Genomic DNA, 24,337 nt, shown 5'->3' with positions numbered 1-24,337 from the left:
CTTCAGCCGAGGACGGGCATGACGAGGGTGGTGAAACCGCCCTGGTCGGCGGAGCGGACGACGACCGGGCGCGTTGTTGAAGAGATCTCGAGCAGCACGTCGGGGCCCACGCTCGCCTCGACCGCCGGCAGCAGCACCTGAGGGGCGAAGGCGATCCGCACCGGCGGTCCCGTGTCGATCGCGGGGACCTCGGTCTCGGTCGTTCCATGGGAGACGACGAGCCGATGTCGCTCGTCGGTCCGGAGGATGACCGGTCCGCCCTCGTGGTCGGCGAGCACCGTACGAAGGGCGTCGCGGTCCACGATCAGCCGGTGCCGGACCGCCGGAAGGTCGTCCAGGACGATCCGATAGTCGGGGAACGTCCCGTCGACGGCGGGGAGCGACCGCTGCTCGCCGCCGCCGTGGACGCGGGCGCCCCGGTCGTCGACCTCGATGACGACCTCCGGCAGGCGTACGGCCCAGGACGCGATCTCCTTCATCGTGTCGGCGTCGACCAGCAGGTCACGCGGGACGCCGGTGATGTCGCCGGGGCGCAACCCTCGGACGGCGAGCCGGTAGCGGTCGGTCGCCACCAGCCGTACCTCCTGGTCGGTGAGCTCGACGAGCACGCACCCCAGCACGGGGAACTCCGCCCGTACGGCGTCGCGGGCGACCGACGGCGCCACCTGCCGGACCGCGCCGGCCACTTCCGCCCCGCCGACGCGGGCCGCCGCCCTCTCCCCGTCAGCGGAGAGATCACGTAGGAGGCCGTCGATCGCGGCCTGGGCCGCCGCGGCGGTGTCCCGGGTCCGGCGCGCGTGCGCCGCCAGCACCGCGCGAGCCTCCTCCGGATCGCCGTCGAGCACCACCGACGCGTCGACCAGCGGCAGCCCGGCCGCACGGAGCCGTCGTACGAGCGCGGCGCGCGGCTCCTGGTCCGGGGCGTAGTACCGGTAGCCGGTCGCGCCGTCCACGTGGGCGGGCCGAAGGATGCCGCAGTCGTCGTAGAACCGCAGGGCGCTCGGCGTCAGTCCCACGCGGCGGGCGAAGGTCCCGATGCCGGCCAGCGCTTCGGTGTCGTCCATGCCGGACATCGTGGGCCTTCGAGCGGCTCGAAGGTCAAATCCCCGGTCAGTCGGCGGAGCCGGTCAGGCGCTCGTACGTCTCGATGGTGCGGACGAACATCGCGCGCTCGTCCGGGGACAGCGGGTCGAACGCCGCGCGCCAGGCCTTGGCCCCGCCGGCGAGCCAGCTCTCGATCGCGGCACGGGTCTCCGCGTCCTCGGTGAGGTCGACGATCGTACGCCGGGCGTCGGCCGGGTCCGAGCGCCGGACCAGGACGCCCTGCTTGGTCAGGTCGCTGACCATCAGGCTGACGGTGGTCGGGGCGACCTGCAGGCGGGAGGCCAGCTCGCCGACCGCCATGGGCCCGTCGAACAGCAGGGACGACAGCAGGGACAGATGCCTGGGCGCCAGGTTGAAGGAGCGGAGCCGCTCGGGGATCGGTGTGCGCTTGAGCCTGGCGGCCAGCCGAGGCATCAGCAACAGCATGGCCCGTACCGCCTCGTCCGCGCGCAGGCCGGGCTCTGGGAGTTGCTCCGTTGACATCCCCGAGATCATTCCTATACGTTTGCGATCAAATTATTTTTGCTTTTAAAGCAAAGCTTTCTCTTCGTCGCTTCACCGTACCCGGAAGGGGTCGCCCGTGCCCGCTCCACGCCCCTCGCCCGACGAGTACGACCCGCGCCGGTGGGCGGCCCTGGTGGTGACCATGGCCGCCACGGTCATGGACCTCATCGACGGCACGGTGCTGCAGGTCGCGCTCCCGTCGCTGCGCGGCGAACTCCACGCGTCCTCCGCCCAGCTCGAGTGGACCATGGCGGGCTACACCCTCGCCTTCGCCGCCGGGATGATCACCTCCTCCCGGCTCGGTGACCGCTACGGCCGCCTGAGGGTCTTCCAGGGCGGACTGGCCGCCTTCGTCGTCACCTCACTGCTCACCGGCCTGGCCACCGGCCCGGCCATGCTGGTCGTCACCCGGATCGCCCAAGGCGCGTCCGCGTCGCTGATGGTGCCGCAGGTCCTGTCCATGCTCCGCGTGGAGTTCCCGCCGGAGGAGCAGCAGCGGGCGGCCACGGTGTACGGGCTGACGTTCTCCATCGGCGGCGTCGGTGCCCCGCTGCTCGGGGGCGTACTGCTGAACGCCGACCTGTTCGGCTGGGGCTGGCGGCCGATCTTCTTCGTCAACGTCCCCGTGGGCGTCGCCGCCTTCATCGGCACCGTGCTGCTGTGCCGTGACTCCCGATCCGAGCACGCCGCGGGCATCGACGTCCCCGGCACGCTGCTCGCCACGACCGGCCTGCTGGCGCTGCTCTATCCCTTGGTGGAGGGCCGCGCCCTGGGCTGGCCGTGGTGGGTCTTCGCGATGATGGCGGCCTGCCCGCCGACGCTCTGGCTCTTCGTCCGGTACGAGCGGACGGTCGTCGCACGGCGGGGCGGCGCGCTGATCGACCCGGCGATCCTGCGCGAGCGGTCGGTCGTCGGTGGGCTGACCGTCGCAGTGCTGTTCTTCGCGGGCGCCGCATACCCGGTGGTGCTCACCGTCCACCTGCAGAGCACCGTCGGGTTCTCTCCGCTGCACACCGCCGTGACGTTGGTTCCGGCCGCGGTCGGCGTGGGCCTGTTCTCCCCGTTCGCCACCAGGCTGCGGCGCCTCGGCCGGCCGCTGGCGATGACCGGGTGCCTGGTGCTGGCGACCGGAATGGGCCTGACCACCGCGACGGTCGTTCACTACGGTCGGGACCTGCACTCCTGGCAGCTCGTTCCGGGACTGCTGGTCGGTGGGCTCGGCATGTCGATGGCCTCCGGAGTGCTGATCGCCACGGTCGTGGCCAAGACGCCGGGCCGGCACGTGGGCGCGGCCGCAGGGCTGGTGAACACCGCACTGCAGATCGGTGCCGCCTCAGGCGTGGCGCTGATCGGGACCGTCTACTTCGGCCTGCTCGACGGCGGCCATCCACCCGTCCGGTCGGCCGCCATCGGCCTGCTGGTCGTCACCGGGCTCTACCTGCTCGCGGCGCCCACGACCCTGATCCTGCCCGCCGGACGTCTGCACTTCACCGCCGCTCGGCCGCAGCGGCCGTCGCCCTTGGAGGCATCCGATGCCGGCTCAGGCGACCCGGCACCCGGCCCCGCCGCGTGACGGCCTGACGGCGTTCACGACGGCGATCGATTTCTCTTCCCCCTATCGAACACTCACCGACGGAGGTCTCACTCCATGAACGCGACAGCCTCGAACACGAACCCGAACGTCCCGATCATCAGGGAGTTCCGCGCGAACAACGGGAAGGTCGGCGGGATGTTCGACGGCGTCCCCTCCTGCTGCTGACCACGGCCGGCCGGAAGACGGGCAGGCCGCACACCACCCCCGTCGTCCACCTGCGCGACGGCGACCGGTACCTCGTGTTCGGCTCGAACGCCGGCCGGCCGCAGCATTCCGACTGGTACGAGAACCTCCTGGTCAGCCCGCAGGCGACGATCGAGCTCGGCACCGAGCAGGGCCACGTCCGTCCCTTCGCCGCCCGCGCCGTGGTCCTCGACGGCGACGAGCGGGACCACTGGTACGAACGCCAGTGCGCCGTCAACCCGGCGTTCCGCCAGTACCAGGAGCAGACCACCCGGACGATCCCCGTGGTGGCCCTGCACCTCCTCGACCTGTCCGCCGACACGACGCGCGCCCGGCTGATCGGCGAGCAACTGGTGCGCCACCACGATGAACTCCGCGCCCAACTGCGCGACGTACGGGCACGGCTCGACGACCTCCTCACCGGCGAGCCGGGGTCCGCCGCCCCCGCCCCTCCGGCGGACCTGGCCGTCCAACTGCGCGGGCACTGCCTGACCTTCTGCCATGGCCTGCAGCTGCACCACACCCGCGAGAACGGCGCGTTCTCCGCCTTCGAGGACGAGTTCCCGCACCTGGCACCCGTCATCGAACGGCTGCGCGCCGAGCACCACGTGATGGAGAAGGCACTGGAGGACTTCGAGGCGCTGCTGCGGGAGGCGCCGTCCGGCGACGACGTCGCACGGTTCCGCGCCGAACTCGACCGCGTGGTCACCGGCCTGGAGGACCACTTCGCCTACGAGGAGGCGAACCTCCTTCCCGCAGTGGGCGCGACGCCTCCGCAGCGGTGAGCGCTCCCCCGCTGTGATCATTTTTCTCGGGGCTCCGAACAACCTTTGCTGACGCCGAGTCGTATAACCACTGACGGAGGATGATCTTGGGCTGATCTGTGAAGGAGCAGAACCCCTTTGGAGAACTCCGCGGTGCAGCGGGTCGGCCGGTATCGCCTGGGAGCAGCGCTCGGCAAGGGAGGAATGGGCGTCGTCTACCGGGCGACCGACGAGAACGGCCACGACTTCGCGCTGAAGCTGCTGAAACCCGAGCTGGCCGAGGACGCCGCCTTCCGCAGGCGGCTGGCCCGCGAGGTCGACGCCATGCGCCGCGTACGCGGTCCACGCGTCGCGGAGGTGATCGACGCGGACGTCGTGGGGGAACGCCCGTACATCGTGACCCGCTTCATCGACGGCCAGCCGCTCGACACCGTCGTCCAGGCGGTCGGGCCCCTGCACGGCGACCTGCTGGTGCGGCTGTCGGCAGGCCTGGCCGAAGCGCTCATCGCGATCCACGAGGCAGGGATCATCCACCGCGACGTCAAGCCGAACAACGTCATGCTCGTCGGCGGAGACCCGGTTCTGATCGACTTCGGTATCGCGCACGCGGCCGACTCCACTCGCCTCACCCAGACCGGCATGTTCATCGGCACGCCGGGCTACCTGGGACCCGAGGTCATCGACGGCGGACCTCCCGGCCCGGCGATGGACGTCTACGGCTGGGGTGCGACGGTCGCGTTCGCGGCGACCGGCCGGCCGCCGTTCGGCACCGGATCGCTGCAGGCCCTCCTCGCCCGCGCCGTCTCCGGCGAACCCGACGTCGATGGCGTGCCGCCGCACCTGAAGGCTCAGGTCAAAGCGGCTCTGGCCCGCGACCCGCAGGACCGCCCGTCGGCGACGCAGATCGCGAGTTGGGCGCGTCAGGTCCGCAGCGATCCACGGGTGCCTCCCATCCCGCCCGCTCCGGTCGGCCAGGAGAGCCCGGCGGCCCGGACGGCCGTCGCCGCGGACTCCGGCGTCGCGGACGACCGCTCCTCTGCGGACGGGCCGGTGCCCCAGTCGGGACGATCCCCATCGACGAATCCGAAGACGGCGACACGCCGGTCGTCAGGGGGACGGCGGCGCTCCCCGCCGGCACATCGCCCGGCAGCGGGCGCCGAGCGGACGGAGATGGCCGGCACGGCATCTGTGCCGGTCGAGGCGACGGCCCTCGAACAGCGGGGAACGGCGGCGCGTCGTAGACGGGCCAGGCACCGTGAATCGCCGCCTTGGTACTCCAGGAAGGCGGTGCGGGCCGTGCTGGTCGCACTCCTCTCCCTGGCGGCTTTCTGGCTCTTCTGGAGCCTCACTCCGGTGGCCTGGGACTACGTTCCGATCGATGGTCCGTCCGACTTCATGCACGCTCTGTGGTTCAAGCTCGGCTCTCTGTTCGGCGGCTGAGCGACGCGCGCTCAAGCGCTGAGATAGGTCAGGACGGCGCGTACCCGGCGGTGGCCGCTGCCATCGGGGGGCAGACCGAGCTTGTCGAAGATGTTGCCGATGTGCTTGTTCACCGAGCCATGGCTGATGGAGAGCTGCTCGGCGATCTCTGCGTTGGCGTGTCCTTCGGCCATGAGAGACAGCACCTCGCGTTCGCGTGGGGTGAGGGTGCGCAGCGGATCGTCGGCCTTTCGGCGGACCAGCAACTGGGCGATCACCTCGGGGTCCATGACGGTGCCACCATGGGCGACCCGGCGCAGCGCGTCGACGAACTCGGCGACCTTGCCGACCCGTTCCTTGAGGAGGTAGCCGACACCGGCGCCGCCGTCGGACAGGAGGTCGGCGGCATGACTGTCCTCGACGTGCGCGGACAGGACGAGCACCGGCAGGCCCGGGTGGATCCGGCGCGCCTCCACCGCTGCGCGCAGTCCTTCGTCGCGATGGTCCGGCGGCAGCCGAACGTCCATGACGAGCGCGTCGGGGCGGTCCCCGGCGATGATCGCCAGCAGGTCGTCGGCGTTGTCCACCGCGGCGGCCACGTCGATGCCCTCGGTCTCCAGCAGCAGGACCAGCCCTTCGCGCAGCAACGCGTCGTCCTCGGTGATCATGACCCGCATGGCAGCTCCACTCGTAGTGCGGTCGGCCCGCCGGGCGGGCTGATGAGTTCCGTACGGCCATCGAGGGCGGCGACCCGTCGGCGGATGCCGGCCAGCCCGCTGCCGACCCGCTCGTCGGCGCCGCCGCGGCCGTCGTCGGTCACCTCGATGACCAGTGTCCCGTCGCGTCCGGTCAGCCGGACGACGGCCTGCCGGGCTCCGCTGTGCTTGGCGACGTTCGTCAGCGCCTCCGCGATCGAGAAGTACGCCGCCGCTTCCACGGCGGCCGGGGCGCGTGGAACCTCGGCGCTCTCCAGAAGGCAGGGGATCGGGCAGTGCGCGGCCAGCGCCGCGACGGCGCCGTCCAGACCACGTTCGTCGAGGATGGGCGGGTAGATGGTGCGGACGACCCGGCGCATGTGCGTCAGCGCGTCATCGGCGGCCTGCTGGGCTCGTGCCGCGAGTGCGCGCTGGCTCTCCGGCGCGGACTCCAGTGCCCGATCCAGGATGCCCAGATGCATCACGACGGCCACCAGGCGGTTCTGTGTTCCATCGTGAAGGTCGCGTTCGAGACGCCGGAGTTCGGCCGCGTGCGCCTCGAGCGCCGCCGCCCGCGTGGCGGTGAGTTCGGTGACCCGTTCGCTCAGCCGTACCCGGTCGGTGGGCCGCAGCAGGGCCCGGCTCATCCGTGCGTCAAGGCGGGCGAGGCGAGGGAGCACGACCAGGCCGAGAGCCGCGTAGCCGACGGCGACGAACGGCGTGGTCAGCGCCGCCGGCCATGAGTCGACCGGGAGCCCGATGACGGACGGCGCGCTGCCCGGTACGGCCCACCACCACAGTGGCATCGTCGCGGCGTTGAGCGCGGCGAGCGGCAGCCCGAGCGCGAGATAGCCGCCCACCGTCCCGGTGAGGCCGTGGATCGCGAGCCAGGCCAGGTCACGGCCGGTCGCCGGATCGCCCAGCACGCTTCGCAGCCGTGCCGTGAAGCCCCCGTCCAGGCTCCGGTACTGATCGGGTACAGGGGCGTCCAGGAATGCGGAGGCGCGGCGCCGTTCGGTTCCGGCCAGACGCCGTACCCCGGCCACCGCTGCGGGCAGCGCGGGCAGGCCGATGCCGATCAGCGACAACGCACCGACCACCAGGAGGCCGATCAGGGCGAACAGCGCCAGCACGCCGGTCCCGAAACCGACGAACAGGTACCGCGTCGTGGATCGGAGGGACTTGGCGGTCACCGACCACCACGAGGCCGATCGCGACCCGTCGATGCTGATCACCGGTTCATTCTCGCCGCAGAGTCCAGGGTGGTGCCGACTCCACCATCGGTGCCCCCACGGGCCGTACCCCGAAGACACCCGCCCATCGGCTGTCCGGGCCCGTCCCCCGAACCGTACGTTGTCGCAGGTGATCGAGGTTTCAACGGGGAGGGCGGATGAGGGGCGACGTGTCGGCGACTCCGATGCACGAGGAGACCGCTGCCGCCGTGCGGATGCGAGACGTACGAAAGGTCTACGGCCGCGGCGACGGAGCGGTCACCGCCCTGGCGGGCGTCACGTACGCCGTCGCGCGCGGCGACTTCATCGCGATCATGGGACCGTCGGGCTCGGGCAAGAGCACGTTCCTCAACTGCGCCGCGGGCCTCGACCGTCCCACCGCCGGTGAGGTGCTGCTCGGAGAGACGGACCTGTCGGACCTGGATGAGACCGGGCTGACCGCGTTGCGCCGGGAACGGATCGGCTTCGTCTTTCAGGCCTACAACCTGATCGAGGCGCTCGACGTCACGGACAACATCACGCTTCCGCTGCGGCTGGCGGACCGGCCCACCGACCGGCGGTGGCTGGTGGAGATCCTCGAGCGGGTAGGGCTTGCCGACCGGCGACGCCATCGCCCCGCGGAGCTGTCCGGCGGTCAACGACAACGCGTCGCGGTCGCCCGGGCGCTGATCACGAGACCGGACGTGGTCTTCGCCGACGAGCCGACCGGCGCGCTGGACACACGGTCCGGACGCCAGGTCCTGACTCTCCTCCAGCACCTTGTGGACGCTCTCGGCCAGACCGTGGTGATGGTGACCCACGATCCGGTCGCCGCGTCCTACGCCCGGCGCGTCGTGTTCCTGGCCGACGGACGGCTGGCCGGGCACCTGGACGCGCCGACTCCCGAACGTGTGGCCGCCGCGATGACCCGCCTCGGGGAGTGGTGACCGTGCTGGACCTGGCCTGGAAGATGATCCGGGCGCACCGCGGCGGACTCATGGGCGCGTTCGTCGCCCTGCTCGGCGCTTCGGCCCTGATCACCGCCTGCGGGATCATCCTGCAGTCGGGGCTGAGCGCCGGTGTCGCGCCCCAGCGGTACGCGGGCGCGGCGGTCGTCGTCGGCGGACCGACGAACGTCGCGGTGACGCGGGGCGGCAAGACGAAGCACAAGCCGCTGACCGAGCGGGCCACGCTGCCCACCGCCCTCGTGGACCGGGTGGCGCACGTCCAAGGCGTGCGTGCGGCGATCGGGGACGTGAGCTTCCCCGCCGAGGTCATCGACCGGAAGGGCGAACCCGTCAACGCCGGGGACGGGTCACTCGGACACGGCTGGGCCTCGGCGGCCCTGACTCCCCTCACTCCGGCCATCGGGCGCCCGCCGGCCTCCGCCGGGGAGGTCGTGCTCGACGCGGTCCTCGCCCGCCGGGCACGCGTGACGGCCGGTGACCGGGTCAAGATCATGGCGGGCGGCGCACCGGCGACCTACCAGGTGAGCGGGGTCACGGCGCGACACGGCGCGGACCGGCACCCGGCCCTGTTCTTCTCCGACGCCGAGGCCGAACGGTTCGCCGGTCGCCCGGGAACCGTCGATGCCATCGGTGTGCTGACCGCCCCACATACCGACACCGGGGATCTCGCCGCACGCATCGGCAGAGCACTGCGCGGCACCCGCGCGAACGTCACCACGGGCGCGGCACGCAGCCGCGTCGAGTTCCCCGACGTACGGCGGGCCCGCAGCGACCTGCAAGAGATGGCCGGAGCGCTCACCGGCACGATCATCCTGGTCACGGTACTGGTCGTCGCCGGCACGCTCGCCCTCACCTTCCACCGCCGGCGGCGCGAGATCGCGTTGTTGCGCGCCATCGCGGCCACCCCACGCCAGATCAGCAAGATGATCGCGGCTGAAATGCTCGTCGTGTCGCTCGTGGCGGCGGCACTCGGCTGGCTCCCGGGTGTCGTCGTGGCGTTCGCGTTGAAGAGCGCTTTGGGCGCCGTCGGTCTGATCCCCGCCGACTACGCGTTCTCGGCCGGTCCGCTGCCCGCACTGGTCGCACTGGGGGCCTGCGTCGGCGTCGCCGAACTCGCCGCGTGGGCCGCGAGCCGCCGCGCCGTACGTGTCCGCCCCGTCGAGGCGCTCGGCGAAGCCGCGCTGGAACGCCGCGGCACCGGCGGTGCACGTGTCGCGGCCGGCCTGGGACTCCTGCTGATCGGCGGCGCCGCCTCCCTGCTGCCGCTGTTCTTCGGAAGCGTGTTCGCGGTGGCGGGGGCCGGATCGGGCGGGCTCATCATGATCATCGCTGTGGTCCTGCTCGGCCCGCCCGTCGTCAAGGCCATGACACGGCTGCTGGCCGTACCGCTGCGTCGCTCATTCGGCACTCCCGGATACCTCGCGGCGGCCGGCGCGCGGGCCTCGTCGCGACGGCTGGCGGCGGCGATCTCACCGATGATCCTCATCGTCGGCTTCGCGCTGATTCAGCTCGGCCTGCCCACGATCATGGCCGCCGCCGCCCACCGGGACGCGACCCGCGGGGTCCTCGCCGACCGGACACTCGCGCGTGACGGAGGGGTGCCTCCCGACGCCCTCGATGCGGCCCGGAACACTCCCGGCGTGCTGGCGGCGACACCGATCGTCCACTCCACCATCTACGCGGCGATCACCATGCTGGGCGACCCGGAGGTCTTCGAGTACCAGGCACAGGGCATCGATCCGCGTGGGCTCGACCGCACACTCGACCTCGGGGTGCAGTCCGGGAACATCGGTGACCTCGCCGGCGGAACGGTCGCGATCAGCCGAGCCGCCGCGGGCACTCTCGGCGCCCGCGTCGGTTCCACCGTCCGGCTCTACCTCGGCGACGGCACGCCCGTCACCCCACGCGTCATCGCCGTCTACCGCCGCGGAGCGGGCTTCGGCGACATCACACTGCCCCATCCGGACCTGCTGCCCCACACCACCCGCCGAATCGACGAGACGATCCTCGTCCGCGCCCGCCCCGGCACCTCACTCGGCGAACTCGAACGACGCTACCCCGGCCTCACCGTCCACGACCGCGACGGCATCGCGGCGGCGCAGCGATCACAACAGAACGGCGCCATCCTCACCAGCGCCCTGCCGCTCCTGATGATCTTCGGCTACATCGCCGTGGCCGTCGCGAACGCCCTCGTCCTGTCCGTCACCGAACGAACCCGCGAGTTCGCCCTACTCCGCCTCGTCGGCGCCACCCACCGCCAGATCATGCGAATGATGCGCGCCGAAGCCGTGCTGGTCGCCGTGATCGCCGTCGCCATCGGGACCGCCGTGCCACTGCTGCCCCTGGCCACGATCGGCTACGGCCTCACCGGCAACCCCATGCCCTACCTGCCGCCGTTGCTGTACGTGGCGATCACGGGCGGTGCGTCCCTGCTCGGAACCCTCTCCATCCTCGTCCCGGCCCGAATCGCCCTGCGATCCCACCCGAAGGAGTCACTGTGAACGAAGGAAAGCACACGGACGGCCGCTCCGACCGCACCGGGTGGACGCCGCCCAAGGAACGCCGGGTATGGCCCTGGATCCTGCTCATCGTCATCGTCATCGGGGTGATCATCAACGTCGCCCTCTCCGTCGGCTGACCACGGCCACGTCGGCCGAGGACGGATCGTTCCCGCTCCCCGGAGGGAGCGCAGGGGCCAGTCCACGACGCGGGCCACCCCGAGACCAGGCGGCTCCTGGACGCCACCGCCCTCACCGCGAAGTGGGCTTGGCACCACCCCCATTGACGTCCTGGCCCTACTGCCCGGCGGATGCCCCCGGCCCGAGCATTGATGGCATCAGCCGCCGGGAAGCGCCCGGCCCGGCCGCACGAAGGAGTGACACATGAGCGGGTCCAGGACTCGAACCACGGCGCTGTGCGCCGCGCTCGCCCTCGCCGGGACGTTGGCCCCCGCGATGCCGGCCCACGCCTTCGCCGGGCGCCGGCCCGCCGTGCAGAGGATCCGGTCCTCCGGGACCACGGAACTGACCTCCGGCTGGGCGATCCGGTCGTCCGCCGACACCCGCGACACCGGCGCCGAGATCTCCAAGCCGGACTATTCGACGAAGGGCTGGCTGCCGCTGTCCCGGCCCGAGACGCTGATGGCGGGCCTGCTGGAGAACGGCCGGTACCCGAACATCTTCCACAACGACAACATGGCGAAGGTCCCGGCCAAGCAGTTCGACGTGAACTGGTGGTACCGCGAGCAACTCACTGTCCACCCCCGGAAAGGCGGCCGCACGTTCCTGGTGTTGCACGGCGTCTCCGGGAAGGCCGACCTCTGGATCAACGGGAAGGAGATCGCCGGAGGCGCGCAGCTCCAGGGCTCGTACGCCCGGCTGGAATACGACATCACGCCCTACGTCCGGGACGGGGCGAACGCCATCGCGCTCGACGTCTCCCGCAACGACGCCGACATCACCAAGTTCGACACGCCCATGCGGTACCTGACCCAAAACCAGGTCGACTGGAACCCCATGGCACCTGACCAGAACACCGGGCTGCACTACGCGCCGCAGATCGTCCAGGAGGGCCCGGTCTCGGTCCGCAACGCGCACGTCCTGCAGGACGACGCCCCCGACCTGTCCAGCGCCGACCTGACCGTCAAGGCCGACGTGCGCAACAACACCGGGTCGGCGCAGCGGGTGGTCGTGTCCGGCACGGTGACGCACGGCTCCACCCGCGTCGCCTGCGAGGCCACGGTCACGGTGCCCGCGCACGCGACCCGCACCGTTGCCATCACCAAGGCGGACTGCCCCGGCCTGCACCTGGAGCACCCGGCCGTGTGGTGGCCCTACCAGATGGGCGACCAGCCGCTCTACCACCTCGCGCTGGACGCGTCCGTGGGCGGAACGGTGTCCAGCGCCGCCGCCGAGGACTTCGGCATCCGGACGGTTACGTCGCGGCTCACCAAGCCCGTCCCCGGCAAGACCCACGGCAAGGACGGCTACCGGCAGTTCATCGTCAACGGCAAGCCGCTGGTCATCCGCGGCGCCGGATGGTCGCCGGACCTGTTCCTGCGCTACTCCCCGTCCAACGTCTCCGACCAGATCTCCTACATCCGCAACATGGGTCTGAACGCGGTCCGGTTCGAGGGCAACTTCCCGCCCGACGACATGTTCGCCCAGCTCGACCGGGCGGGCGTCCTCGCCATGCCGGGCTGGCAGTGCTGCGCCCTCTGGGAGAGCAAGTCGTCGACCTGGTCGGACGACGTGAAGGCCAACGCGTCCAACCAGGCGGGCACGATGGCGGAGCGGCTCCGCGACCACCCGAGCGTCTTCACCTTCTTCCAGGGCAGCGACGACGCGCCCGACCCAGAGAAGGAGGCCCTCTTCCTGAAGGCGTTCGAGCAGGCCGACTTCCGCCTCCCACAGGTCGCCGCGGCGGAGTACAAGTCGTCGCCCAAGCTCGGGCCGGCCGGCACCAAGGAGGGCGGCTACAACTACTTCCCGCCGGGCGCCCTGTGGAACAACAGGCGGGAGACCGTCAACACCAACGACCCGACGCTCAGCATGACCGGCAGCGCCTGGGGGTTCGACACCGAGGTCAGCACGGGGAACACCATCCCGACGCAGGACTCGCTGAACCGCTTCCTCACCTCGGACGAGCAGAAGAAGATCTGGGACCCGGCGACCGCACAGGGCCAGACCGCCGGCCAGGACATGTACCACACCTTCTTCTACGCCGACTACACGCGCCTGTCCCGGATGGGCGTCTACAACACCCCGCTGTGGCACCGGTACGGCCCCTGGAAGGACGCCGGCTCGTACCAGAAGACCGTCCAGATCGGTGAGTACGAGGTCACCCGCGCGCAGTTCGAGTCGTACATCGGCAACTCCACCGACAAGGCGAACCCCAGCACCGGGATCATCTACTGGATGCTGAACAAGGCGTGGCCGTCGCTCCAGTGGAGCATGTACGGCTCCGACTTCGACCAGCCGGGCGTCTACTTCGGCGCGAAGAAGGCCAACGAGCCGGTGCACGTCATGTACTCCTACGACGACGGCTCCATCAAGGTCGCCAACCTGACCGGCGCCCGCCAGGACGGCCTGCGCGCCACCGCGCAGATCATCGACCTCGACGGCAAGGTCCGCGCCACCGCCACCGCGCCCGTCGGGGCGCTGGGCAGCCAGGACGTGCGGACCGTCCTGCACCCGAAGGTCCCGGCCGGGACCTCGAAGACCTACTTCGAGAAGCTCACCCTCACCCGCGGGTCCGAGGTCGTCAGCCGCAACGTGTACTGGCTGTCCACCAAGGCCGACCAGGTCGACTGGCCGAAGACGCACGCGCCCGGCCAGTACACCCCGTCCAACGGGTTCGCGGTCTTCCAGAAGGACGGCTACGCCGACCTGACCGGCCTGCGCGCCCTCAAGCCCGCCGACATCCGGGTCAGCGCGACGACCCGCCGCGAGGGCCGCGAGATGGTGACGAGCGTGACCGTCCGCAACGTCGGCCACGGCGGCACCCCGGCCCTGTTCACCCGGGCCGACCTGTTCGCCGGCGGCAAGCAGGTGCTGCCGATCCGTTGGAGCGACAACGACGTCACGCTCTGGCCCGGCGAGCAGCAGACCATCACCGCCCGCTACTCCGCCACGCCCGCCAAGCCCGACGTCCGCGTCAACGGCTTCAACGTCCCCGACCAGACCCGCCACACCGGCTGACCCCGCACGAAGGCCGGATGGGGGCCCGCCCCCATCCGGCCATTGCGGCTCTGGAGGAGGTCAGTCGCTGTGCAGGGCGGTGCGCAGGCCGTCCTGCAGGGGGCTCAGGCCAGGGCCGCGTAGAGCTCGGGTTTTGAAATTACGACACCAAAATTGAAACGCTACAACAGTCGCCCGGCTCAGTGGGCCATGTCGACGAAGCGGCTGTAGTGGCCCTGGAAGGCGACGGTCACGGTGGCGGTGGGGCCGTTACGGTGCTTGGCCACGATCAGGTCCGCCTCGCCGGCCCGTGGGGACTCCTTCTCGTAGGCGTCCTCACGGTGCAGCAGGATGACCATGTCCGCGTCCTGCTCGATCGACCCACTTTCGCGCAGGTCGGACACCATGGGCTTCTTGTCGGTTCGCTGCTCTGGGCCACGGTTGAGCTGGGAGAGCGCGATGACCGGAACCTCGAGCTCCTTGGCGAGAAGCTTGAGCGACCGGGAGAACTCCGAGACCTCGACCTGGCGGCTCTCCACCCGCTTGCCGGACTGCATGAGCTGGAGGTAGTCGATGATGACCAGACGCAGGTCGTGCTGCTGCTTCAGCCGCCGGCACTTGGCGCGGATCTCCATCATCGACATGTTCGGCGAGTCGTCGATGAACAGCGGCGCCTCGGCGACCTCGCTCATCCGCCGGGCCAGGCGCGTCCAGTCCTCGTCGTTCATGGAGCCGGACCGCATGGCGTGCAGCGCGACCCGCGCCTCGGCCGAGAGGAGACGCATCGTGATCTCGTTGCGCCCCATCTCCAGCGAGAACACCACGGTCGCCAATTGGTGCTTAATTGCCGCAGCTCGGGCCAAATCTAGAGCGAGCGTACTTTTGCCAATGGCTGGGCGAGCGGCGATGATAATCATTTGCCCGGAATGGAGGCCGTTGGTGAGGGCGTCGAGGTCGGTGAAGCCGGTGGGGACGCCGACCATCTGGCCGCCGCGGCTGCCGATCGCCTCGATCTCGTCCAGGGCGCCGGGCATGATGTCGCTGAGCGGCGCGTAGTCCTCGCCGGAACGCTTGTCGGCGATGGCGTAGACCTCGGCCTGGGCCCGGTCGAGGAGGGCGTCGGCGTCGGCGCCGTCGGTGCTGTAGCCGAGCTGGGCGATACGGGTGCCGACCTCGACGAGCCGCCGCAGGACGGCCTTCTCCTGCACGATCTTGGCGTAGTAGCCGGCGTTGGCCGCGGTGGGCACCGAGGCGACCAGGGTGTGGAGGTACGGCGCATCGCCGATGCGGCTGAGCTCGCCGCGCTTGAGCAGCTCGTCCTTGACGGTGATGGCGTCGACCGGGTCGCCCCGGCCGTACAGGTCGAGGATCCGATCGAAGACGGTCTGGTGCGCCGGCCGGTAGAAGTCGCGGCTCTGGACCATCTCGATGACCTCGGCGATCGCCGTCTGGGACAGCAGCATGCTGCCCAGGACGCACTGCTCGGCGGCCAGGTCGTGCGGCGGGGTGCGCTCGAACTCCTGCTCGTGTGAGGGCATATCGGTGACGCTCATTCCGACACCCCCAACGGTCTCAGTCGCTCACGTCTTCCACGTCTATCCCACAGGTCTGACAGTCTGCGGCCGGTCGGGGAGGGAAGGCAAAATGATCTGTGGAGGGCACTGTGGACCACCTGTGCATACACGCCGATCCGGCTGTGCACATCTCCTGTGGATAACTTGTGGATACTCGGATCGGCCATCCAAATCAGTGCGCTGACCTGGGGATACTTCGTCCACCACCTGTGGGCGCGAGAAAGTTCGGACGACGGTCATCCACAGGGTCGCCCACAGGAGCAGGTAAGCGTTAAGTCCCGTTTGCCGGTTACAGTGGCACATCATGACGTTCCGGCACCCCCATGACCGGGAGATCCTCCGCCTCGCGATCCCCGCGTTCGGCGCGCTCGTCGCCGAGCCGCTGTTCCTCCTCACCGACTCGGCGATCGTCGGTCATCTGGGGACGGTCTCCCTCGGCGCGCTCGGGGTCGCCGGGCAGATCCTCAACACGCTGGTGAACCTGTGCGTCTTCCTCGCGTACGGCACGACCGCGTCCGTCTCCCGCCAGGTGGGCGCCGGCAACCACCGCGCCGCCGTACGGCAGGGCGTCGACGGCATCTGGCTCGCCGCCCTCATCGGGATCGCCCTGATCGTCGTCGGGCGGCCCCTCGTCCCCGTGGTGGTCCGCGCGTTGGGCGCGTCGGCGGTCGTCGCGCCGCAGGCGGAGACGTACGTGCACATCAGCCTCCTCGGCGTCCCGGGCATGCTGATCGTGCTGGCCGGCACCGGGGTGCTGCGCGGGATGCAGGACACGAGGACGCCGCTGGTCGTCTCGGTGGGGATGTTCGTCGTCAACGCCGGGCTGAACGCGCTGTTCGTCCTGGTGCTCGGGGCGGGCATCGCGGGCTCGGCGTGGGGCACGGTCCTGGCGCAGACCGGCGGCGCCGCCGCCTATGTCGTCATGGTCCTGCGCGGCGCGCGGACGTACGGCGCGCCGCTCCGCCCGGACCTCGGCGGGCTGCGGGCGTCGGCGACGGCCGGTGTCGGCCTGCTGATCCGTACGCTCAGCCTGCGCGTCGTCCTCGTCGTCGCCACGATGGTCGCCGCCCGCCTCGGGGACCCGCAGATCGCCGCGCACCAGATCGCGGCGAACGTCTGGACGCTGACGGCGTTCGCCCTCGACGCCATCGCGATCGCCGGGCAGGCCATCACCGGGCGCCAGCTCGGCGCGGGCGACGTCGCGGCCGCGCGCGCCGCGACCCGCCGGATGGTCGCGTGGGGCGTCGCCTGCGGTGTGGTGTTCGCGCTCCTGCTGTTCGCGGTACGCCCCTGGCTGCCGGACGCGTTCACGGCCGACGCCGCCGTACGATCCCAGTTGCTCGGCGCGCTGGTGATCGTCGCTTTGTTGCAGCCGATCGCGGGGGTGGTCTTCGTGCTCGACGGCGTGCTCATCGGCGCGGGCGACATGGCGTACCTGGCGGTGGCGGGCGTGCTCCAGACCGCGGCGTTCCTGCCGGTGGCCTGGCTCGCGTACGCGCTGGGCGGCGGCCTGGTGTCGCTCTGGCTGGCGATGGGCGTGTGGATGGCCGCCCGGCTGGTCACGCTGGGCCTGCGGGCCCGTACCGACGCGTGGTCGGTCGCGGGCGCCGTACGCGGCTAGTCCTCCTGCCGGCCCCCGGCCCGCGTGTCGACGCGCTGCGCGACGTCTTCACCGCCCTCGCGTCGACCGAGGAGGCCAACCGCCTCCTCACCGACCTCATGGCCGATCTCGACCTGCGGTACGACGTGGCCGCCGACCACCCGCTCGCGGGCCGGTACTGCCCCGACCTGGCCCTGACCGTCTCCGGTACGGCGACGAGCGTGGCCCGGCTGGCGCGGAGCGGGCGCGCGCTGCTGCTCGATCTCGACGACCGGCCCGGCGTACGGGACGCGGTACGGCCGTGGGCCGGTCGCGTCGAGGCGGTGACGGCGCGGACGGACGACGCTCCGGCCGCCGCCGTGCTCGTACGCCCGGACGGGTACGTGGCCTGGGCCGGTGAGGATGTCGGTGGCCTGCGGGAGGCTTGCACCCGGTGGTTCGGCGCGCCGCGCGCGTGACGAAGTACGGCGGAAATCCGCTCCCGTGTCGGCCCGGGGCGCTAGACTTCGAACATGTGTTCTACACAAGGGGAGCGTCTGGCTCACCTCACCCGAGCGATCGACGACCTGGCCGCCGAAGGCCTCGGCGGCCTTCCGCCGGACGCCTGGGCGGAGCGGGTGGCCGGCATCTGGGCCCTCGTCGAGGGCCTCGATCCCGAACTCGCCCGCCGCCGCGCCTGCTACTCGACCCTGGAGTCCTGAACGACGCCCGCGTGCGGACGTCGCCCGTCCCGGCGTCCGCGCGCGGAGGCCTTACGCCGGGCGCCCCACACGGGGACGCCCACCATGGAAACCCCACCCGCAGACGCGTCACGCCGGCCCACACACGGAGGCCTCGCCCGGAGCACCCGCAGGCGGAGACACCGCCCCGGGCGTCCTGGCGCCGGTCGCCGGCGGCCGGAGGGTCTACTTCTCGTGGCCGTGCAGCCGGCGCTGGTGGCGGGACGTCAGGCGACGTCGTGCGTCGGACGGCGGGTCGGCGTGCGGTGGGTCGCCGTGCGGCGGGTCGCCGTGCGGCGGGTCGGCGTGCGACGCGGCGTCGTCCAGGGCCCGCGCCACCTCCGCGCGCAGGCGTGGCAGCCGGCGGTAGAGCACGTCCCCCGGGCAGTCCGTGTCGTTGTAGTCGCGGTGACCGATGATCGCCACGGACGGATCGAGCCGGTAGGCCGTGCACAGCCAGAAGCAGACGCCGACCAGCGCGTCCCACAACCGGCCGGGCACGTCCTCCTTCTCGTACGTGCCCTCGTTCTCGATGCCGATCGTGTGGTCGTTGTGGTGCAGCGACTGGGCGCCGACGACGAGCCGGCCCTGCTGGATGGTCGGCAGGGAGCCCGCCCGTCCCTCCATGACGTGACCGCCACGGCTGATCGTCAGCTGCTCTCCGATGTCGTCCCAGCCCTGGCTCTTCATGTGGTAGCGCTGGATCTGCCGGGAGAGCTCGAACGCGTGCGAACGGGACAGATCAGAAGCATTGGGCGAGGCGGTGTGGTGCACGATGATGTGGTCCGGCGCGCGGTCCAGCACCCGCGGTGGCCGCCTCGGCGGCACCGCCCCCCACTCTCTGCGCGTGTACACCTTCGGTGTCACGTCGGCGTTCGCCCACATCATCCCGCCGGCCATCATGACATCGGCGGCCACGATGCCCAGCATCCCCCGCAGCACATCCCGGCGCAGCGTCCCCTCACGCACGATCGCGGCCACCCCCCGTGGACGACTGATCGCTAAGCGTAGTGATCGCGACGCGGAATGCGAGGAGGCCGGATTGGGTGTTTCACGTGGAACGCCACCTGACACGCCCGGATACGGCGAAGGGCCGGGCCCCATCGGACCCGGCCCTTCACCTGCGCTGAAGCAACGTCAGCCGGCGAGAACCTCAAGGGAGATCTTGGCGCTCACCTCGGGGTGGAGGCGCACCGCCACCTCGTGAGAGCCGACCGTCTTGATCGGGTTCTTCACCTCGATGCGGCGCTTGTCCAGCTCCGGGCCACCGGACGCCTTGACGGCACCGGCGATGTCGGCCGGGGTCACAGCGCCGAACAGCCGACCGCTCTCACCGGCGCGCGTCCGCAGCCGGACCTTGAGCTTCTGCAGGTCGGTGCGGATGGCCTCCGCCTGGTCGACGCTGGCGATCTCACGGGCCGCGCGGGCCTTGCGGATCGAGTCGATCTGCTTCTCCGCGCCGCGCGTCCACTGGATCCCGAAGCCGCGCGGGATCAGGTAGTTACGGCCGTAGCCGTCCTTGACCTCGACGACCTCGCCGGGAGCGCCGAGACCGGCGACCTGCTGAGTCAGGATGAGCTTCATGACGAGTGACTCCTTTCTCAGCGGGCCGTGCTGGTGTACGGCAGCAGCGCCATCTCACGCGCGTTCTTGATCGCGGTGGCGACGTCACGCTGGTGCTGGGTGCAGTTGCCCGTCACCCGGCGCGCGCGGATCTTGCCGCGGTCGGAGATGAACTTGCGCAGCAGCGCCGTGTCCTTGTAGTCGACGTAGGAGAGCTTCTCCTGGCAGAACAGGCAAACCTTCTTCTTCGGCTTGCGTGGTGCCGGTTTCGCCATCGTGGTGCTCCTTAGAAGAGAGCCCCGCTCACGCGGGAATGGTCGGTCGGATGATGAGTGATGCCCGTACGGGCTTAGAACGGCGGGTCGTCGGAGAAGCCGCCGCCCCCGGTCGCCCAGGGGTCGTCGGCCGGCGCGTTGCCGCCGCCGAAGCCGCCGCCTCCGCCGCCCGATCCGCCCTGACCGCCACCGAAGCCGCCGCCGCCCTGGCCGCCGCCGTAGCCGCCCTGGCCACCGCCGCCACCGCCGCCGTAGCCGCCGCCTCCGCCACCGCCGAAGCCGCCGCCACCGCCGCCGCCGCCCTGGCGCTGCGACTTGTTCACCTTCGCGGTGGCGTTCTTCAGCGACGGGCCGACCTCGTCGGCCTCGAGCTCGAAGACGGTGCGCTTCTCACCCTCGCGGGTCTCGTACGACCGCTGCTTCAGGCGGCCCTGGACGATGACCCGCATGCCGCGCTGGAGGCTCTCGGCGACGTTCTCCGCCGCCTGCCGCCAGACGTTGCAGGTGAGGAAGAGGCTCTCGCCGTCCTTCCACTCGCCGGACTGCTGGTCACGGAAGCGGGGGGTGGAGGCCACGCGGAAGGTCGCGACCGGCTGCCCGTTCGGGGTGAAGCGCAGTTCGGGATCGGCGACCAGGTTGCCGACGATCGTGATCTGGGTGTCGCCTGCTGCCATGCGGCTCTCCGGTTACAGATCGGTGCGTGTCGTGGGCTGACCGGGGAACGGTCAGTGGGCCTCGGGGCGGATGACCTTGGTGCGCAGGATGGACTCCTGCAGGTTCAGCTGCCGGTCGAGCTCTTTGACCGTGGCGGGCGTGGCCGTCAGGTCGATGACCGCGTAGATGCCTTCGGACTTCTTGGCGATGTCGTACGACAGGCGCCGGCGGCCCCAGACGTCGACCTTCTCCACGCTGCCACCGCCGTCCTTCACCACGGTGAGGAACTGGTCGAGCGACGGCTGGACCGTGCGCTCCTCGGTGTTCGGGTCGAGGATGACCATCACTTCGTAACGACGCATGCTGGTCCCAACCTCCTTTGGACTGGTGCGGTCACGGTCTCTCCGTGACAGGAGGGCTCTTGCGTCGCCCCGCGTCTCGGATGCGCGGGACCGACAAAGGCTATCAACAACCGGCAGCTCAATCGGCCGGAAGCCGTGGACCGGGACCCGCGCTAGCGGCCCCGGCGCCGGTCCAGCTCGGACATGATGTCGGCCATCCGCGACCGCATGCGGGCCGTCTGGGTCGTCAGCATGGACAACTCCTCGATGAGCTCCGTGTCGTCGATGGCGGCCAGGTCACGAGTGATCATCGTCATGGCATCCTCCATTCGAAACCACGTTCGACAATACCCCTGGGGGCCGACAGAACGCTCGTCGCCCCGTACCCCCCGATCAGGGTCTTGACCTGCCCGGCGACAGGGAACGACTCTGGGAGGACACCACCCCGTGGAGGAGGTGACGAATCGTTATGTCACCACTGGCCATCCCGCGACGTCTGCTGGAACGGCAGGCCCACCCCTTGGAGAACTCCCTCGCGCTCGTCACCGTGGCGGCCGGCCTCGCGACCTTCGTCCTCGGGGCCGTCCACACGACGCACTTCGTCGCCGTGTGCCTGGGATTCGTGACGTTCCTCTTCGGCCTGTACTCCCAGTTGGTCTCCGCGACCACGGTCGAGCGCTGGCTGAACGTCCTGGGCATCGGCATGGCCTTCGTCGGCCTCGGCCTGGGTCTGTCGCATGGCGGCTTCACGGTCTGACCGGCCGAAGCGGTCGGAGGAACCGGAGCGGCCGATCCGTGGCGGTGGATTCTCGTCGGTCGCCGTTCTGGTCGGACCGCGCGCGTAGGCTCGTCGCCATGCTGCGAATCGGAGCCCACGTCGACCGAACGGACCCGCTCGCCGCCGCGGCCGCGAAGAAGGCCGAGGTGGTCCAGTTCTTCCTCGGAGACCCGCAGGGCTGGAAGGCCCCCGTCCTGCCCGAGGGGTACGAGGCGATCCGCGACTCCGACGTCGACGTGTTCATCCACGCGCCGTACATCGTGAACGTCGCGTCGTCCAACAACCGCATCCGGATCCCGAGCCGCAAGATCCTCACCCAGCAGCTCGAGGCCGCCGCGAAGATCGGCGCGAAGGGTCTGATCGTGCATGGCGGGCACGTGCTGAAGAACGACGACCCGCAGAGCGGCTTCGACAACTGGCGCAAGGTCTTCGAGCGGATGGAGGACCTCCCGATCCCCGTCCTCATCGAGAACACCGCGGGCGGGGACAACGCCATGGCCCGCAAGCTGGACCGGATCGCCCGGCTGTGGGAGGCCCTCGACGGCTTCGACGTCGGGTTCTGCCTGGACACCTGCCACGCGCACGCGGCGGGTGAGGACCTGGTCGACGTGGTCGAGCGCGTCAAGGCCATCACCGGCCGGATCGACCTGGTCCACTGCAACGACAGCCGTGACGCGTTCGGCTCCGGCGCCGACCGGCACGCCAACCTCGGCGACGGCCGGATCGACCCGGAGCTGATCCTGGCCGTCGTACGGGCGGCCGGGGCGCCGGTGGTCGTGGAGACGCCCGGCGACGGGCAGGCCGCCGACATCGCCTGGCTCCGCGAGCACCTCTGACCCGCATCCCGTCCTACCGGGCACGGGAGTTATCCACAGGCTGTGGACGACGTCGCGCCATGGTGGGCCCCTGATTCGCCGGACGCCGAGCGGCCGATTGTCCACAGGCTGTGGACAATCGGAGCGCGGCTCAGGCGTCGGGGAGCCCGACCGGGGCGCCTTCCCGGTCCTCCTCCGTCACCAGGATGAGGACCGCCAACGGCGTCGCGGTGTGCCGCCAGTGCTCGACGGCGGCGGTGAAGACCTCCAGTAGCGTCTGGTGGACCGCCGGGTCGGCGCCCGCCAGCTCCCGCCAGTGGTCGTACATCACCAGGTAGCCGCAGTTCGCCGGCGCCCAGGACAGGTCCCGTAGGCCGTCCTGGAGGGCATCCCAGTTGTGCCCGAAGTACGACGGCAGGAGGAACTCCTCGGCGCACCGCTCGAGGAGCGCCCGCTTGTCCCGCACATCGTGGACGTCGAGCCAGAAGACCCGCCGACCGGCGCGTTCGGCCTCGGCGGCGCCACGGGCGGCCTCCTTCCGGTCGACGGGCCAGGTGTACACGCCCGGTGGCCGGCGTCCGGTCAGGAGCTCCGCGATCATCACTCACCCGTTCGCAGCGTTCGAAGGTCCGGCGGTCTGCCGCTCGCTGTACCTACCTTCGATGGTCCTCCGTACACCCGTCCGGCGTCAGCCCGCCCAGCCTCCGGAGTTGTAGGTCACCACCTCGGCCGTCATCAGCGGCAGGAAGACGACGATCAGGATCACGTACGCCGGACGCCGGCACCGCCCGACCGCCAGCCACAGCGGCCACCACAGCAGCGTCGCCCGGCCGATCGACAGGTAGTACGCCGAGGTCAGCAGCGAGATCAGCGGCAGCCCGACGTACACGCTCTCCGCCCACTGCCGCCGCCACAACAGCCAGCAGGTCAGCGCGACGCCGACCGCGGCCGCGATCAGCTCCACCCGGAAGGCCGTCGTGAACTGGTCGTGCGTGCCGAAGGCCGCCTGCCACGTCGTCTCGAAGGAGGTCCACGGCCACACCGTCGAGCGTCCCCAGCCCGCCTCCTGCGCGTGCTGCCACGCCGACCAGTCGCCCGTACGACGCCAGAGATACGCGGCGTAGCCCAGCACCGGGAGGAACGGCACCGCCAACCACGGCGCCGACCGCCATCGCCGGTCGGCGGTCAGGAACTCCACGATCAGCGCCGCGGCGAGGAAGAGCCCGGTCACCCGCACGCAGGACGCGCCCGCGGCGCACAGGACCGCGGCCGGCCACCGCCGCTGCCTGGCCAGCAGCCAGGCCGGCAGCGCGAACGCCAGGAAGAGGGTCTCGGAGTAACCGGCGAACAGGAACACGGCGTACGGGCTGACGAGCAGCGCGAACACCGCGCGCGGCCCCGCGCCGCTCAGGGGCGATCCGGCGTGCGCGCCGAGCCTGGAGTGACCGGCGTGCGCCCCGCTCCCGCCGGCGTCTACCCCGCTCCCGTCGGCGCCCGTCACGGCCTGCTCGCCGAGCCGGGCCAGCGCGACCGACGCCACCGCGCCGGCGACGAGGCTGACCAGCAGCGCCGACAGTTCCCAGTTCGGGATCAGCGGATGGAGGATCCGCAGCACGAGCGGCAGGCCGGGGAAGAAGGCCGGCAGCCCGGCGTCCGGCGGGTGGGCGGGATTCCCCCGGTAGCCGTACTGGGCGATCTCCACGAAGTGGTCGACGTCCCACTGGGTCCACCGGCCGAGGAAGGAGTCGTGCAGGTCACCGTACGACCACAACGCCGAGGCGAGGAGCGAGATCCCCAGCACGGCCGCCCGCGTACCGAACCAGGCGCGCAGCGCGAGCCGGTCGCCGGTACGGAGCCGCGCCACGCCGACGCCGTCCGAGCGGCCTTCCTCGACCATG

Annotated in this window: 25 protein-coding genes; 12 read left to right on the top strand and 13 right to left on the bottom strand. The window is 70.9% G+C overall.

Features of this window, described 5'->3' with window-relative positions:
* Positions 1–2 precede the first annotated feature (2 nt).
* Together AB0L00_RS24575 and AB0L00_RS24570 are read right to left on the bottom strand one after the other, a co-directional pair.
* Positions 3–1,064 carry a MerR family transcriptional regulator gene (locus AB0L00_RS24575; protein WP_364438367.1) on the bottom strand — a complete coding sequence of 354 codons (1,062 nt, stop codon included), beginning with the start codon at positions 1,062–1,064 and terminating at the stop codon, positions 3–5.
* A 46-nt stretch (positions 1,065–1,110) separates the two neighbouring features.
* Positions 1,111–1,587 carry a MarR family transcriptional regulator gene (locus tag AB0L00_RS24570; RefSeq protein WP_345366180.1) on the bottom strand — a complete coding sequence of 159 codons (477 nt, stop codon included), beginning with the start codon at positions 1,585–1,587 and terminating at the stop codon, positions 1,111–1,113.
* 97 nt (positions 1,588–1,684) lie between these two features.
* On the opposite strand from AB0L00_RS24570, the gene AB0L00_RS24565 reads away from it, so the two are divergent.
* The 3 genes from AB0L00_RS24565 to AB0L00_RS24555 all read left to right on the top strand — a co-directional run bounded on the left by AB0L00_RS24565 (position 1,685) and on the right by AB0L00_RS24555 (position 5,589).
* Complete coding sequence (locus AB0L00_RS24565) at positions 1,685–3,181, top strand: MFS transporter (RefSeq protein ID WP_364438365.1); 1,497 nt, start codon at positions 1,685–1,687, stop codon at positions 3,179–3,181.
* 176 nt (positions 3,182–3,357) lie between these two features.
* Complete coding sequence (locus tag AB0L00_RS24560) at positions 3,358–4,170, top strand: nitroreductase/quinone reductase family protein (RefSeq protein ID WP_364438480.1); 813 nt, start codon at positions 3,358–3,360, stop codon at positions 4,168–4,170.
* A gap of 117 nt (positions 4,171–4,287) precedes the next feature.
* Positions 4,288–5,589: a serine/threonine-protein kinase gene (locus tag AB0L00_RS24555; RefSeq protein WP_364438362.1), complete on the top strand. Its 1,302-nt coding sequence runs from the start codon at positions 4,288–4,290 to the stop codon at positions 5,587–5,589.
* An 11-nt stretch (positions 5,590–5,600) separates the two neighbouring features.
* Here the strand turns inward: AB0L00_RS24555 and AB0L00_RS24550 are convergent, their stop codons facing one another.
* Both AB0L00_RS24550 and AB0L00_RS24545 read right to left on the bottom strand, forming a co-directional pair.
* Positions 5,601–6,245 carry a response regulator transcription factor gene (locus AB0L00_RS24550; protein ID WP_364438359.1) on the bottom strand — a complete coding sequence of 215 codons (645 nt, stop codon included), beginning with the start codon at positions 6,243–6,245 and terminating at the stop codon, positions 5,601–5,603.
* Entirely contained in the window at positions 6,233–7,498 is a 1,266-nt protein-coding gene (locus AB0L00_RS24545; protein WP_364438356.1) for a sensor domain-containing protein, read from the bottom strand. The genes AB0L00_RS24550 and AB0L00_RS24545 overlap by 13 nt, the downstream gene beginning before the upstream one ends.
* 155 nt (positions 7,499–7,653) lie before the next feature.
* Between AB0L00_RS24545 and AB0L00_RS24540 the strand changes: the two genes are divergently transcribed.
* The 4 genes from AB0L00_RS24540 (at position 7,654) to AB0L00_RS24525 (ending at position 14,141) form a co-directional block, all read left to right on the top strand.
* Complete coding sequence (locus tag AB0L00_RS24540; protein WP_364438354.1) at positions 7,654–8,421, top strand: ABC transporter ATP-binding protein; 768 nt, start codon at positions 7,654–7,656, stop codon at positions 8,419–8,421.
* Entirely contained in the window at positions 8,418–10,943 is a 2,526-nt protein-coding gene (locus tag AB0L00_RS24535; RefSeq protein WP_364438351.1) for an FtsX-like permease family protein, read from the top strand. The genes AB0L00_RS24540 and AB0L00_RS24535 overlap by 4 nt, the downstream gene beginning before the upstream one ends.
* Positions 10,940–11,080: a hypothetical protein gene (locus AB0L00_RS24530; protein WP_364438349.1), complete on the top strand. Its 141-nt coding sequence runs from the start codon at positions 10,940–10,942 to the stop codon at positions 11,078–11,080. Before AB0L00_RS24535 ends, AB0L00_RS24530 begins: the two co-directional genes overlap by 4 nt.
* 244 nt (positions 11,081–11,324) lie before the next feature.
* Complete coding sequence (locus AB0L00_RS24525; protein ID WP_364438346.1) at positions 11,325–14,141, top strand: sugar-binding domain-containing protein; 2,817 nt, start codon at positions 11,325–11,327, stop codon at positions 14,139–14,141.
* 179 nt (positions 14,142–14,320) lie between these two features.
* Here AB0L00_RS24525 and dnaB read toward each other — a convergent pair whose 3' ends face one another.
* Complete coding sequence (gene dnaB, locus AB0L00_RS24520; RefSeq protein ID WP_364438344.1) at positions 14,321–15,673, bottom strand: replicative DNA helicase; 1,353 nt, start codon at positions 15,671–15,673, stop codon at positions 14,321–14,323.
* 325 nt (positions 15,674–15,998) lie between these two features.
* Here dnaB and AB0L00_RS24515 point away from each other — a divergent pair, with 325 nt between their 5' ends.
* The 3 genes from AB0L00_RS24515 to AB0L00_RS24505 are packed head-to-tail and all read left to right on the top strand — an operon-like array spanning position 15,999 to position 17,995.
* Positions 15,999–17,315, top strand: coding sequence for an MATE family efflux transporter (locus tag AB0L00_RS24515; protein WP_364438342.1), 1,317 nt, complete (start codon positions 15,999–16,001; stop codon positions 17,313–17,315).
* Positions 17,285–17,752, top strand: a complete 468-nt coding sequence (locus AB0L00_RS24510; protein ID WP_364438340.1) for a hypothetical protein — start codon at positions 17,285–17,287, stop codon at positions 17,750–17,752. Before AB0L00_RS24515 ends, AB0L00_RS24510 begins: the two co-directional genes overlap by 31 nt.
* A 54-nt stretch (positions 17,753–17,806) precedes the next feature.
* Positions 17,807–17,995, top strand: coding sequence for a hypothetical protein (locus AB0L00_RS24505; protein WP_345366212.1), 189 nt, complete (start codon positions 17,807–17,809; stop codon positions 17,993–17,995).
* Between the two features lie 204 nt (positions 17,996–18,199).
* On the opposite strand, the gene AB0L00_RS24500 is transcribed toward AB0L00_RS24505, so the two are convergent.
* From AB0L00_RS24500 to AB0L00_RS24475, 6 genes are all read right to left on the bottom strand, one after another.
* A complete protein-coding gene (locus tag AB0L00_RS24500) occupies positions 18,200–18,982 on the bottom strand; it encodes a peptidoglycan recognition family protein (protein WP_364438337.1) in 783 nt (260 codons plus the stop codon).
* A gap of 168 nt (positions 18,983–19,150) precedes the next feature.
* Positions 19,151–19,597: a 50S ribosomal protein L9 gene (gene rplI / locus AB0L00_RS24495; RefSeq protein ID WP_364438335.1), complete on the bottom strand. Its 447-nt coding sequence runs from the start codon at positions 19,595–19,597 to the stop codon at positions 19,151–19,153.
* A gap of 17 nt (positions 19,598–19,614) precedes the next feature.
* Positions 19,615–19,851 carry a 30S ribosomal protein S18 gene (gene rpsR / locus AB0L00_RS24490; RefSeq protein WP_252781265.1) on the bottom strand — a complete coding sequence of 79 codons (237 nt, stop codon included), beginning with the start codon at positions 19,849–19,851 and terminating at the stop codon, positions 19,615–19,617.
* Positions 19,852–19,925: 74 nt separating this feature from the next.
* Positions 19,926–20,525 carry a single-stranded DNA-binding protein gene (locus AB0L00_RS24485; RefSeq protein ID WP_364438333.1) on the bottom strand — a complete coding sequence of 200 codons (600 nt, stop codon included), beginning with the start codon at positions 20,523–20,525 and terminating at the stop codon, positions 19,926–19,928.
* 51 nt (positions 20,526–20,576) lie between these two features.
* Positions 20,577–20,867 carry a 30S ribosomal protein S6 gene (gene rpsF, locus AB0L00_RS24480; RefSeq protein ID WP_345366221.1) on the bottom strand — a complete coding sequence of 97 codons (291 nt, stop codon included), beginning with the start codon at positions 20,865–20,867 and terminating at the stop codon, positions 20,577–20,579.
* Positions 20,868–21,019: 152 nt separating this feature from the next.
* Positions 21,020–21,163 (bottom strand): hypothetical protein, encoded by a 144-nt coding sequence (locus AB0L00_RS24475; RefSeq protein WP_364438330.1) that lies wholly within the window; start codon positions 21,161–21,163, stop codon positions 21,020–21,022.
* A gap of 152 nt (positions 21,164–21,315) precedes the next feature.
* Here AB0L00_RS24475 and AB0L00_RS24470 point away from each other — a divergent pair, with 152 nt between their 5' ends.
* Positions 21,316–21,603 (top strand): hypothetical protein, encoded by a 288-nt coding sequence (locus AB0L00_RS24470; protein ID WP_364438327.1) that lies wholly within the window; start codon positions 21,316–21,318, stop codon positions 21,601–21,603.
* A gap of 98 nt (positions 21,604–21,701) precedes the next feature.
* On the top strand, positions 21,702–22,460 hold the full coding sequence (locus AB0L00_RS24465; protein WP_364438324.1) for a deoxyribonuclease IV: 759 nt from the start codon (positions 21,702–21,704) through the stop codon (positions 22,458–22,460).
* A gap of 130 nt (positions 22,461–22,590) precedes the next feature.
* Here the strand turns inward: AB0L00_RS24465 and AB0L00_RS24460 are convergent, their stop codons facing one another.
* Together AB0L00_RS24460 and AB0L00_RS24455 are read right to left on the bottom strand one after the other, a co-directional pair.
* Positions 22,591–23,040 (bottom strand): barstar family protein, encoded by a 450-nt coding sequence (locus AB0L00_RS24460; RefSeq protein ID WP_364438322.1) that lies wholly within the window; start codon positions 23,038–23,040, stop codon positions 22,591–22,593.
* An 87-nt stretch (positions 23,041–23,127) separates the two neighbouring features.
* A complete protein-coding gene (locus tag AB0L00_RS24455) occupies positions 23,128–24,336 on the bottom strand; it encodes a hypothetical protein (protein WP_364438319.1) in 1,209 nt (402 codons plus the stop codon).
* Position 24,337: the final 1 nt, after the last annotated feature.

Origin of the sequence: Actinoallomurus sp. NPDC052308, assembly GCF_040679195.1 — a bacterium.
Taxonomy (GTDB): domain Bacteria; phylum Actinomycetota; class Actinomycetes; order Streptosporangiales; family Streptosporangiaceae; genus Actinoallomurus; species Actinoallomurus liliacearum.
Note: the sequence above shows the minus strand (reverse complement) of the source record. Positions and strands in the feature narration are given on the sequence as shown.

Excerpts from the sequence above, each read along its gene's own strand:
- AB0L00_RS24540 (WP_364438354.1), top strand. The coding sequence starts at position 7,654 with ATGAGGGGCGACGTGTCGGCGACTCCGATGCACGAGGAGACCGCTGCC.
- AB0L00_RS24475 (WP_364438330.1), bottom strand. The coding sequence starts at position 21,163 with ATGACGATGATCACTCGTGACCTGGCCGCCATCGACGACACGGAGCTC.
- AB0L00_RS24515 (WP_364438342.1), top strand. The coding sequence starts at position 15,999 with ATGACGTTCCGGCACCCCCATGACCGGGAGATCCTCCGCCTCGCGATC.
- AB0L00_RS24525 (WP_364438346.1), top strand. The coding sequence starts at position 11,325 with ATGAGCGGGTCCAGGACTCGAACCACGGCGCTGTGCGCCGCGCTCGCC.
- AB0L00_RS24505 (WP_345366212.1), top strand. The coding sequence starts at position 17,807 with ATGTGTTCTACACAAGGGGAGCGTCTGGCTCACCTCACCCGAGCGATC.
- AB0L00_RS24470 (WP_364438327.1), top strand. The coding sequence starts at position 21,316 with ATGTCACCACTGGCCATCCCGCGACGTCTGCTGGAACGGCAGGCCCAC.
- rpsR (WP_252781265.1), bottom strand. The coding sequence starts at position 19,851 with ATGGCGAAACCGGCACCACGCAAGCCGAAGAAGAAGGTTTGCCTGTTC.
- AB0L00_RS24570 (WP_345366180.1), bottom strand. The coding sequence starts at position 1,587 with ATGTCAACGGAGCAACTCCCAGAGCCCGGCCTGCGCGCGGACGAGGCG.
- rplI (WP_364438335.1), bottom strand. The coding sequence starts at position 19,597 with ATGAAGCTCATCCTGACTCAGCAGGTCGCCGGTCTCGGCGCTCCCGGC.
- AB0L00_RS24465 (WP_364438324.1), top strand. The coding sequence starts at position 21,702 with ATGCTGCGAATCGGAGCCCACGTCGACCGAACGGACCCGCTCGCCGCC.
- dnaB (WP_364438344.1), bottom strand. The coding sequence starts at position 15,673 with ATGAGCGTCACCGATATGCCCTCACACGAGCAGGAGTTCGAGCGCACC.
- AB0L00_RS24485 (WP_364438333.1), bottom strand. The coding sequence starts at position 20,525 with ATGGCAGCAGGCGACACCCAGATCACGATCGTCGGCAACCTGGTCGCC.
- AB0L00_RS24575 (WP_364438367.1), bottom strand. The coding sequence starts at position 1,064 with ATGGACGACACCGAAGCGCTGGCCGGCATCGGGACCTTCGCCCGCCGC.
- rpsF (WP_345366221.1), bottom strand. The coding sequence starts at position 20,867 with ATGCGTCGTTACGAAGTGATGGTCATCCTCGACCCGAACACCGAGGAG.
- AB0L00_RS24455 (WP_364438319.1), bottom strand. The coding sequence starts at position 24,336 with ATGGTCGAGGAAGGCCGCTCGGACGGCGTCGGCGTGGCGCGGCTCCGT.
- AB0L00_RS24550 (WP_364438359.1), bottom strand. The coding sequence starts at position 6,245 with ATGCGGGTCATGATCACCGAGGACGACGCGTTGCTGCGCGAAGGGCTG.
- AB0L00_RS24460 (WP_364438322.1), bottom strand. The coding sequence starts at position 23,040 with ATGATCGCGGAGCTCCTGACCGGACGCCGGCCACCGGGCGTGTACACC.